Here is an 11,022-nt window from a genome sequence, read left to right on the forward strand (position 1 = left end):
TTAATGCTTCTAAAGTTTGTGTAAAGTAAAGCCTTGGGATATCTTATTTTTCTAGTTAATAAACTGCTCTTAATATGACCTCGTTGTCTCCTCACCAAAAAGCCAAAGCCCTCAAACCCGGTAGCCGTCGCCCTGCTAAAGAACTCTGTAGCGAGTGCGGACTGTGCGATACATACTATATTCACTATGTCAAGGAAGCTTGCGCCTTTATCAATCAACAAATAGACGAACTTGAAGAACAGACGCATACTCGCTCCCGTGATTTAGAAAATCCTGATGAGTTATACTTTGGTGTTCATCAAGACATGATGGCGGCGCGGAAACAGCAGCCGATTCCTGGGGCACAATGGACGGGAATTGTAAGTACCATTGCTATTGAAATGCTCAATCGCGGCATTGTAGAAGGTGTTGTTTGTGTACAAAACACCAAAGAAGACCGCTTTCAACCTATGCCCGTCATCGCTCGTACCCCAGAAGAAATACTGGCAGCTAAGGTAAATAAACCAACACTTTCACCAAACCTTTCAGTATTGGAACAGGTGGAAAAATCCGGGTTGAAGCGACTGTTGGTGATTGGTGTTGGGTGTCAAATTCAGGCATTACGAGCTGTTGAAAAACAACTTGGCTTAGAAAAACTTTACGTTTTAGGTACGCCCTGTGTAGATAATGTTAACCGCGCTGGACTGCAAAAATTCTTAGAAACCACCAGCAAATCGCCTGACACAGTCGTGCATTACGAATTCATGCAAGACTTTCGGGTTCACTTCAAACATGAGGATGGTTCAAGCGAAACAGTGCCTTTTTTTGGACTGAAAACGAACCAACTCAAAGATGTTTTTGCCCCTTCGTGCATGAGTTGCTTTGACTATGTTAATTCTCTAGCAGATTTGGTGGTGGGTTACATGGGCGCACCTTTCGGGTGGCAATGGATTGTGGTAAGAAATGAACAAGGCAAGGAAATGCTGGATTTGGTGAAAGACCAACTGGAAACCCAGCCTGTCATGTCGAAGGGCGATCGCAAAGCAGCAATCCAACAAAGTATACCTGCATACGATAAAGGTGTGACCCTCCCCATGTGGGCAGCAAAACTTATGGGTGTCGTTATCGAAAGAATAGGTCCTAAAGGCTTGGAGTACGGTCGTTTCTCGATTGATTCTCACTTTACTCGTAATTATCTCTATGTGAAGCGGAATCACCCAGAGAAATTAGAGGGACACGTTCCAGAGTTTGCCAAGCGCATCGTTGGACAATATCAGTTACCGGAGTAAAAACAACAGGAGTAGAGCAAGTCAGGGAGGCAGCACCATGAGGAAGTCTTGCAAGAGTTTTTGCTAAAATACGTTAAAATTAGTTAATATTCTGTTTCAAATTGTTTCAGAATGTGAGTATCTTGGCAAGACCCATATGAAGGCTGTTCTCAAGTCGGATACCCCACAAGTCACTCGATTGTTTTCTAACCTCGAACTCCATAACAATAAGCTCAATCATCAACCAGGTAGTGTTTTAGGAAGTACTGCTCTTGTTGCTGGAACGACGGTTGGTGCTGGTATTCTCGCATTGCCTGCAGTGACTCTGCCATCTGGTGTTGTGCCATCAACAGTTCTACTTGTTGCTGTTTGGCTGTACGCTTTAGTCTCTGGTCTTTTGATTGCAGAAGTCACTTTAAACACGATGCGTTTTGTGGGGCGTCCGAGTTTAGGTTTTTTGGTGATGGTTGAGAGGACGCTTGGGAGGCTGAGTGCGCGCTTTGCTGCTGGTGCGTATTTGTTCTTGCACTACGCCTTACTTGTAGCGTATGTTGCTCAAGGTGGAGAGATTTTAGTCTCCGCTGTTGAAAAAGTGCTGGGTTTACAGAATGTTTTGCCGACTTGGGTAGGGACAACAACGTTTACCCTCATATTTGGCGGCATTATGTATCTTGGCAGAGAAAGATTTGTGGAGAAATTAAATAGCGCCTTTGTGGCAATTGTCCTAACATCTTTTCTCGGACTTTTATTGCTAGGCGTAACACATCTTAAAACTGCCTCTTTCTTATTTCAAGATTGGGCAGCCCTTCCTGCATCCGTTCCAGTCATGCTGGTTGCGCTATTTTACCATAACGTTGTGCCAACAGTTGCCACTCAACTGGAAGGAGATGCCCGCAAGATACGTCAAAGCATTGTCATTGGTTCTGCGATTCCCTTGATCATGTTCTTGGCTTGGAATGCTGTGATTTTGGGAAGCGTGAGTCCTGATATGATACAGGGCATTTCTGGAGGTGGAACTTTTGACCCACTGCAAATTCTACGCGATGGTGGTGCGGGAGAATAGTTAGGAGTGTTAGTATCCTTTTTCTCTGAGTTTGCTATTGTGACATCATTTATTGGATTTGTGTACGGTTTGCTAGATTTCTTTCAGGATATTGTACCTGTTGCACCTCACAAACCATCGCGCCTACCAGTGTATTCACTCATTCTTATTCCACCTATGAGTATAGGGGCGCTCAATCCTAGTATTTTCTTGACTGCTTTAGATTATGCTGGGACGTTCAGTATATCAGTGTTGGGTGGGATTATTCCTGCACTGATGAGTTGGAAGCAACGTCAAGAACAAGAACAATCAAACAGTATAAGTCAACGGCTAGTTCCTGGTCGTCAGGTGACGCTGATTGTGATGATTAGTGTAGCGTTAGCTTTGATTGGGAAACAAGTTGTGTCAATGTGGTGATTTTAATACTGTAATGTAGGCGATCGCTCAACCCTTAGCAATTCTCTTGCTGCCACTATCAACTTCCATAGGACTTACGCAACACCGATATTGTCATTGCGACCGGAACGGAGTGTAGGGAAGCAATCCCAGCGTCAGGGGAGATTACTTCGCTATCGCTCGTAATGACGGAATTACGTTATTTTTGCGTAAGTCCTGTTCCAATAGGCTGATTTTTCTTTGCTTATTGGAATTTTACGTGTTAATACTGATTATAGCCCTTGGTTTTCACAACCAAAGCCCCTTTTAGTCCAGGCGATTAGAAATCGCGGCTACACAAACAAAGTCCGCCTACGCGGACTAAATTATAAAGGGAGCATTAGATCCGGACTTAGTATGAAGAGCTTCATAATGACAATGTTTGGACTAGTCATCTCAAAAAGCTGATTAACAACTTATCCTATGTCACAAGAAATCTCAACCCCTGAAAAAATCTGGATTATTGTTGAAGAAACATCCCAAACAGAGACGACAACTGGTTCCAGAAGTGGTCATGATATAGGAGGAAGACTAGGAGAAACGACAAGGGAAGTTGAAAGAACTGAAGAAGCCGTCAACACGAAACACAGAGCAGTAGAAGTCACCAAACTTAAGGAGGAAATGCAAGGATTTCTGCAAGCAATGAAAGAAATACTTGATGAAGCTGACCAACCTAGTTCCAAAATGCAGCTTGATGAAGTTCAGCTATCAGTGGAAATCAATGGAGAAGGAAAAGTCAGCTTGTTTGGCGTTGGTGGTAAAGCTGGGGGTAAAGGCGCTATGACCTTTAAATTTAAGCGAAAATAATCAGCACCTAAGTTAAAATGGGCAAGAACTGGGCAATTGTTGTTGGGATAAACAATTACGATAACCTCCAACCACTTAAGTATGCCAAGCGAGATGCTGAAGTGATGGCTAAGTGGCTGAGAGAGGAAGCTCAGTTTGAGTCAGTTTTCTTGTTTACAGAAGATTCGCCCCCCATACCAACCACTCCACCCATACAAACCCAACCGACTTTTGGTCGCCTGCGGCGATTTTTGCAAGCACAGTTCGAGAACACTGAAAAACCTTTGTTAAAACCAGAAGATAACTTCTGGTTCTTCTTTGCTGGTCATGGTAGGCGTTCGGCAGACCAAGATTATCTCATGCTTTCGGACAGTGATCCAACAGATGTAGAACATACAGCTCTCTCTGTTGATTACATAACACAACGATTACGCCGTAGCGGAGCAGATAACGTAGTATTGTTTTTAGATGCTTGCCGAGATCAAGGAAGTCGTGGGGGATTAGGAATTGGGATAGATGAGCATCAGGGAGTGATTACATTCTATTCCTGCACTGCTCATCAACAATCTTGGGAAATTGATGAATTACAACATGGGTCATTTACTTATACGCTGTTAGCAGGACTGCGGCTACAGGGAGAAGCGAATTGTGCCACAGTAGAACGTCTCTATGAACATTTGAAGCGTCAAGTTCCACAAGTTAATGCTGATTATAGGAAGCCCAAACAGAATCCTTATCTCAAGGCAGAGCCGCCCCACAAAATGTACTATATTCTGTTGGAGCAATCTGCCACTCTCAAAGATGTACAACCATTGAAGTACCAGGCATCTTTAGCTGAAAATAGAGGGGATTTGTCATTAGCAAAACAATTATGGGTGAGGGTTTTGGCAGCATCTCGTGGTGATTGGGATGCAGTTGATGCTATTGAAAGGATTGTCCTGCGCCAACGAGGAAGCTCTGAACCTATAATCTCAATTTCTGAGCCTATGACTTCGTTGCGAAGCGGAGAGAGGTCAGTAACTTCTGAACCCACCCAAGAATCACAAATTGCTCAACAGGCGAAAGCGCACCGCCAGAATTTAGTTCGTTACAAACAAGACTTCACTAAAGCAATTGAGCAAGAATTTCCTCTGGGTGAGTCAACTCGTGGGAGGTTAAGAAATTTACAACAATCTCTGCAACTTAGTAATGAAGAAATATCGCAGATTGAACAGCCAATTATTGTCCAGAAGGAAGCGGAGTACAGAAAACGTCAGGAAGAAGAGAGAATAAGGCAGCAACAAGAAGCAGAGAGATTACGGCGACAGCAGCAAGCAGAACAGCTGAAGCAACAGGAGGTAGAAAGACGCCGGCAGCAACAAGCCACAACTATTACAACTCCATTGCGAATAAGCCGAAAACGGTTTTTGCAGTTGGCTGGCTTGGGAGGTGCAGGCTTAGTGACAGCCGTGATAGGTCATGAAATTTACAAACCTATTTCGCTACAAAGTTTTAACTTTGAAGTAGTGACGGTAGATGAACGTGGAAAGGAAATTAATCGCCGCCCAGGTCAGGCAAAGTTTTTTAGCCAGGACTTGGGTAATAACGTAACTCTAGAGATGGTTGAGATTCCTGCTGGTTCTTTTACAATGGGTTCGCCACCAGGAGAAAACGGTCGAAGGGAAAGTGAAGGACCACAGCACACGGTAAAGGTGCCTACTTTTTTTATGGGCAGGTTTGCAGTCACCCAGGAACAGTATCAGCAAGTGATGGGTAAAAACCCGTCTAATTTTATCGGAGCGAAACGTCCTGTAGAAAAAGTGTCCTGGAATGATGCAATGGATTTTTGCAAAAAACTCAGCCAAAAGACAGGACGTACCTATAGATTACCTAGTGAAGCAGAGTGGGAATACGCTTGTAGGGCAGGGACGACAACACCTTTCCACTTTGGTGAGACTCTGACAACGGATTTAGCAAATTATAACGGTAACTACACTTACGCTTCTGCACCAAAAGGCGAATATCGACAACAAACAACAGAAGTAGGAAGTTTTCCGCCCAACGCGTTTGGATTATACGATATGCACGGGAATGTCTGGGAATGGTGTCAAGATAATTGGCATGACAACTATAAAGGAGCGCCTGTTGATGGCAGGGCGTGGGTTGAGAATGATAATCAAATACAAGTGCTGCGGGGCGGTTCCTGGTACGACGGTCCTGTCTTCTGCCGTTCCGCGTCTCGCCTCGACCTTAGGGCGGAGCGCGACGACATCGACGACTATGTTGGTTTTCGTGTTGTCTGCGCGTTCGGGAGGACTTTTTAGCCCTTGACACTTTTGCACTTTTCCCCTTTTCTCTTCTTTCCTTTACTCTGTGCAAGCGTAGCGGAGCGGAGCGATCTAAATTTATTTTTTACAAAATTAACAGCATAAACACAAGCAAGCTTTGAGTTCTTGTCATTGGCAACGGTAGAGGCATACAAAATATTAAATCGCTTTGGTAAATATAAAAACCTCTAACAGGGAATGATGCAAGAGTTATTAACAGGAAAAACTCACCTAAAATAAAAGAATTCTCAATGTATGTATGGTGCATCTGGCTCAACCTGGAACTAGCGAAAAAGGAGGACAAGTGACTCAAGCTTTAACCAAACAAGTAACCTTTGATGAATTTATTGCCTGGTATCCAGAGAATTCGCAACGACGCTATGAATTGTATGATGGAGTCATTGTTGAGATGCCATCACCAACAGGCGATCATGAAGAGGTTGTGGGGTTTTTGGTCGGAGAAATAGTCGTAGAATACTGTCGCTTGAATCTTCCTTATTTCATCCCCAAAACCGCGTTCATTAAGCCAATTTCCGGCAAATCAGCTTATTCACCAGATGTGCTGTTATTAAATCGTCCCCATCTCATCAACGAACCTCTGTGGAAACAAGCGTCAACTGTATCGGACGCAGGATCAATCCCCTTGGTGGTTGAAGTTGTTAGCAGTAATTGGCGTGACGATTATCACAAAAAACTTGCTGACTACGAGGAAATGGGTATCCTTGAATACTGGATTGTGGATTACGCAGCATTAGGCGGACGAGCGTTTATTGGCAACCCCAAGCAGCCGACTCTCTCAGTGTACCAGTTGATTGAAGGTGAGTATCAAGTGACTCAGTTTAGAGGAGGAGAGCGCATTCAATCTCCGACATTTCCAGAACTGGCGTTAACCGCCGAACAAGTTTTTCAAGCAGCTTGACAGATTCTCGGCTTTCGTTGACTGAAGTTCAGGCGACGGGTAGGATATTTTGAATTGGTAGTTGGGCGATCGCACGGAGCGGACATCTTAAGGCGATCGCAACCATAATGACTGTATTGGATTGTGCGATCGTATAATATTCTGTGCGGTAAATTACTATAGTTCTGATGCCAATAGTCTACACACCATTCTCACAAAATGTTTACCAGCTTATTCAGGTTGTGGCTGTTGAAAAGCATACACATCTTTTATAACTTGCACCCAGCCACCAGACACAGATTCGAGAATGCGATCGCCTTTTTTTTAGTTACAATATTAACCCAGGCTGATCTTTCCAAACGCCAAACAATTGATTGAGTCTTTTTAGTTTCTCCTCATCCGTTAGAGATTTTTTAACTTCAGCACCTTTAGTGGAAGAAGGTTCTAAATCAACTAGAATTTCTGCTCCATCTGGTATACTATCCATAGGCTCTAATAGTTCAATGGTTTTACCGCGTTTAATTCCTCTAATTTTCATCTGATCAGTTCCTTTCGTAATAGTTATAAGATGCGTTACAGCTTACGCCTAACACTTATTCAGGTTGTGGCTGTTGAAAAGCATACACATCTTTTATAACTTGCACCCAGCCACCAGACACAGATTCGAGAATGCGATCGCCTTTTTCTTTAGTTGCAACTGTAGGATCTCCCACCACACCACTTTTGCTTAAATCCTGTGTCGCCCACGCAAAAGATAACTTCCCTTCCATACTCAACAAACTTCCTGCTGGTTGTTCTGGTGGATACTCGGCAACAGCAGCATCCATCTTCACCTGTTCTGGTAAAATTGCTAACATGATGCTCGTTTCCGCATCTCCGGCATGAATACCGAGTTGCTTCTCCTTTGGTGTCAGTAATTCCGAGGTAATATGTGGAACTCGCCAGGTAAACAGCGGAAACACCAAGAAGTCACTGTACTTGATATGCAAATCTCGCGCCACAATCTCCATAACTTGGGGTTGTCCGCCGTGGGAGTTCATCAACACCAGCTTTCTAAACCCAGAACGGTAAACACTTTCTGCAACTTCCGTCAGGGTTGCCAGCAGAGTTTCAGCACTTAAAGTTATTGTACCAGGAAAATGCCAGTGTTCATTTGATTTCCCATAATACAGAGTTGGCAGAGCATATGCCGGAATGCTCTCATCCAGCTTTTCTAATGCTTTTCCGAGTACCGCCACACCAATTGCAGCATCAACAATCAGCGGCAGATGAGGACCATGCTGTTCAATTGCTCCGACTGGTTGAATAAGAACCACATTTTCCTTGTTTGGCATTGCCTGGATATCAGTCCAAGTGAGGTAGGGAAAAAAGCGTTGTGGAGGAATAAAGCTATGCATATATGTTGATAGTTGTTAGTTGATAGTGGATAGTTGTTAGTTGTTGGCTACTACCCACTATCAGGCATAATGGGCAAGTTCACAATTTATTTAGAAGTGCTGTATTTCCTAGATACATTAGAAGATATCAACCACTTAGCAAACACTAATGAGAGAAAATTCAATGGTTGAAAATAATGGAGCTATCCGCACTTTATCAGTAGATATTGGTGGGAGTGGTGTAAAAGTATTGGTATTAGATATTACGGGGAAACCTTTGACTCAACGGGCGAGAACAGAGACACCGCAACCTGCAAAACCAGAGGCTGTGATTGATGCAATTGTAACGCTAGCAGCGACTCAAGGTGAGTTTCATCGTGTTTCGGTCGGTTTTCCTGGTGTGGTGCGCGGTGGGGTAACGCAGACAGCTGTGAACTTAAATCCAGATTGGATTGGGTTTGATTTGGCGACAACATTGTCAAATCGTTTAAACAAACCTGTGCGAGTCATCAATGATGCTGATATGCAGGGTTTAGGCGCGATTTCTGGAAAAGGCGTGGAATTGGTAATTACGCTGGGTACGGGTTTTGGTTCCGCTTTGTTTGTAGATGGTAAACTAGTGCCGAATTTAGAAATGGGACATCATGAATTTCGCAAAGGCGAGACTTACGAGGAACAGCTAAGACGTGCAACCTTGGAAAAGGTAGGTGAGAAGAAATGGAACAGACGCTTAGAAAAGGCGATCGCATTTCTGCAACATTTATTCAATTACGATTACCTATATATTGGCGGTGGTGAAGCGGTAAGAGTAGATATTCAGTTGCCGACAAATGTGAAGATTATTCCTAATATAACTGGTTTGTTGGGTGGTATTGCTTTGTGGAAAGATTAAGTAGCTACAACCCAATCTCATACTTTCATAAGTACTTAATATGATAACAGAAGACCAACGGCGTCGATTGGAACGAGAAAGAAACTCGTTTAAACAATTGTATCAACTCCAAAGTGAGAAAGTTGAAAGGATACAAAAAGCATTGATTATTGAAACTGATCCATCACGTAAGTTTCAATATGAACAGCAGATTCAAGAAGAAGAGCGTACGCTTAAGGAACTTGATGATAAGTTATATAAAATTGAAAATCAGTTACAATCTGCACCGCTTTCAACAAAATTTGATTCTAAAAAGATACAGCAAAAAATATTGATTTTGGCAGCAATTCCGCAACCGCATGATTTGCGTTTAGACAAAGAGATGCGGGAAATTAGGACAGCTATCGAACGGGCGACAAGACGCGATTTATTTGAAATTGATGTCAGAACTGCTGTACGCTCTCAAGATATCCGTAGGGCGATCGCAGAAGTACATCCTCAAATCGTCCATTTTTGTGGTCATGGCATGGAGGATGGTAGCTTGGTGTTAGAGGATGATGGAGGAAAACACAAACCTGTATCACCAGAAGGGTTGGCTGCATTGTTTAAGTTGCACGCTGAATATGTAAACTGTGTGCTGTTAAATGCTTGTTATTCAGAAAAAGCTGCCAAGGCAATTAGCCAATATATTAACTATACAATTGGGATGAACCAACCTATAAAAGACCAAGCGGCGATTATATTTGCTCAGGGGTTTTATGATGGTCTAGGGTATAAAAATTTAGATAATCAAGATATTTTTCAAAGAGCTTTTGATGAAGGTATTGTTGCTATTCAAATGGAAAACCTTGCACAGGGACAAATACCAGTTTTCAAGAAAAAGCTTGCTAAAAAATAGCAAATCTCAAATCGTTTCATGAAAATTAACTACTCTTCAGAACCTCGACTTCTCTAAGAAGTCGGGGTTCTTGTTTTTCAAGAAGAAGATTGTTGCTGCGCTGCTTGCTGCACTTCCTCTACGCTCAACTCTAACTCTTGTGCCACTTGTTCTACAGTTAACCCTAATTTTAACAACAGAGGTACTGTTTTGAGCTTTTCCCGACGGACACCTTCTTGCTTGCCTTCCTCAAATGCTTCCTGATAAAACCGTGTTTGCTTTAATTCATTCAAGCTAAACATCATCTCTATCTTCTCTCGACTTATTGATTGGAAGATTGCTGTTGTGTTGCCTCTTGCACTTCTTCTACAGTCAGATCTAACTCTCGTGCTACTTGTTCCACAGTCAACCCTAATCTTAACAACAGAGGTACTGTTCTGAACTTTTCCCGACGGACACCTTCTTCTACTCCTTCTTGCTTGCCTTCCTCAAATGCTTCCTGATAAACCTTTGTCTGCTTTAACTCGCTTAATCCAAACATTGCTTCTATCTCCTCTCGACTCATTGTCGGAAACTTGTAAATTAAAATCGTCTCTATTAATTGTAGTAATTGCTGCTGTTGCTGTTGTGAGCTTATCTCTTGTTGAGTTCTATCTATCAACTCCCTTGCTTTCTCAATTGCTGTATCTTCATTCTCAATCACTAACTTGACAGTTGCAACGCCAATTGGTAAAGATACAGCTTCACCTAATTCGTCAAGGTAGATAACGCTAACACGCTGACTGGTAAAGAATTCACGATAATGTTTTCTATCTGCTGTATCCAGACTTCTGGTAGGATATAGCACAGCAGCACGCCAGTCATTTTGTGGTTGATTTTGCCGCAGATACAAAAAGATTTCTGTAAACAGCCGTGCATAAATTCCTGAATCTCCTTGAAATTGGACTTCCACAAAATAAAATGGGTTGTCGCTTTCTTCAGCAGGAAGAAATACACCATCAATTCTGAAAGCTGTTTGCTTGACTTCAACGGATGAAAATTGGTAAGCGTTAGCCTCTTCTGCTGGTTCACCAATGAGTTCAAAGAAGATGCTGGGAAATTCTTGAAATAGGCGATAGAAAATACTGTCAGTTTTCACGAATTCAGTGTTTTAACATAGAGTATAGAATATCACTGTGATGCAG

General features: G+C 42.7%; 10 protein-coding genes and 2 pseudogenes. 7 read left to right on the top strand and 5 right to left on the bottom strand.

What is annotated here, in order from left to right; translation table 11 throughout:
- Positions 1-74 precede the first annotated feature (74 nt).
- The 5 genes and pseudogenes from MAS10914_RS0125235 (at position 75) to MAS10914_RS0125255 (ending at position 6,735) form a co-directional block, all read left to right on the top strand.
- Entirely contained in the window at positions 75-1,268 is a 1,194-nt protein-coding gene (locus tag MAS10914_RS0125235) for a Coenzyme F420 hydrogenase/dehydrogenase, beta subunit C-terminal domain (protein WP_017318728.1), read from the top strand.
- A gap of 136 nt (positions 1,269-1,404) precedes the next feature.
- Positions 1,405-2,706, top strand: a pseudogene (locus MAS10914_RS33205) (amino acid permease).
- Between the two features lie 441 nt (positions 2,707-3,147).
- Positions 3,148-3,531: a Pepco domain-containing protein gene (locus MAS10914_RS0125245; RefSeq protein WP_017318731.1), complete on the top strand. Its 384-nt coding sequence runs from the start codon at positions 3,148-3,150 to the stop codon at positions 3,529-3,531.
- 17 nt (positions 3,532-3,548) lie between these two features.
- Positions 3,549-5,813, top strand: a complete 2,265-nt coding sequence (locus MAS10914_RS35905; RefSeq protein WP_017318732.1) for an SUMF1/EgtB/PvdO family nonheme iron enzyme — start codon at positions 3,549-3,551, stop codon at positions 5,811-5,813.
- 307 nt (positions 5,814-6,120) lie between these two features.
- Entirely contained in the window at positions 6,121-6,735 is a 615-nt protein-coding gene (locus MAS10914_RS0125255; RefSeq protein WP_026082808.1) for a Uma2 family endonuclease, read from the top strand.
- A gap of 210 nt (positions 6,736-6,945) precedes the next feature.
- On the opposite strand, the pseudogene MAS10914_RS35910 reads toward MAS10914_RS0125255, so the two are convergent.
- The 3 genes and pseudogenes from MAS10914_RS35910 to MAS10914_RS0125265 form a co-directional block, all read right to left on the bottom strand.
- A pseudogene (locus MAS10914_RS35910) lies at positions 6,946-7,038 on the bottom strand (creatininase family protein); the annotation flags it as partial.
- Between the two features lie 4 nt (positions 7,039-7,042).
- On the bottom strand, positions 7,043-7,252 hold the full coding sequence (locus MAS10914_RS0125260) for a hypothetical protein (RefSeq protein ID WP_017318734.1): 210 nt from the start codon (positions 7,250-7,252) through the stop codon (positions 7,043-7,045).
- 55 nt (positions 7,253-7,307) lie between these two features.
- The gene (locus MAS10914_RS0125265) at positions 7,308-8,111 is read right to left on the bottom strand and encodes a creatininase family protein (protein ID WP_017318735.1); all 804 of its coding nucleotides are present in this window, start codon (positions 8,109-8,111) and stop codon (positions 7,308-7,310) included.
- A gap of 163 nt (positions 8,112-8,274) precedes the next feature.
- Between MAS10914_RS0125265 and MAS10914_RS0125270 the strand changes: the two genes are divergently transcribed.
- Both MAS10914_RS0125270 and MAS10914_RS31015 read left to right on the top strand, forming a co-directional pair.
- Positions 8,275-8,982: an ROK family protein gene (locus MAS10914_RS0125270; RefSeq protein ID WP_026082809.1), complete on the top strand. Its 708-nt coding sequence runs from the start codon at positions 8,275-8,277 to the stop codon at positions 8,980-8,982.
- Between the two features lie 40 nt (positions 8,983-9,022).
- Positions 9,023-9,859: a CHAT domain-containing protein gene (locus MAS10914_RS31015; RefSeq protein ID WP_017318737.1), complete on the top strand. Its 837-nt coding sequence runs from the start codon at positions 9,023-9,025 to the stop codon at positions 9,857-9,859.
- Between the two features lie 77 nt (positions 9,860-9,936).
- Here MAS10914_RS31015 and MAS10914_RS0125280 read toward each other — a convergent pair whose 3' ends face one another.
- Together MAS10914_RS0125280 and MAS10914_RS0125285 are read right to left on the bottom strand one after the other, a co-directional pair.
- Positions 9,937-10,143, bottom strand: coding sequence for a hypothetical protein (locus MAS10914_RS0125280; protein WP_017318738.1), 207 nt, complete (start codon positions 10,141-10,143; stop codon positions 9,937-9,939).
- 17 nt (positions 10,144-10,160) lie between these two features.
- A complete protein-coding gene (locus tag MAS10914_RS0125285) occupies positions 10,161-10,976 on the bottom strand; it encodes an Rpn family recombination-promoting nuclease/putative transposase (RefSeq protein ID WP_017318739.1) in 816 nt (271 codons plus the stop codon).
- Positions 10,977-11,022: the final 46 nt, after the last annotated feature.

The sequence above is a fragment of the Mastigocladopsis repens PCC 10914 genome, from assembly GCF_000315565.1.
Taxonomy (GTDB): Bacteria; Cyanobacteriota; Cyanobacteriia; order Cyanobacteriales; family Nostocaceae; genus Mastigocladopsis; species Mastigocladopsis repens.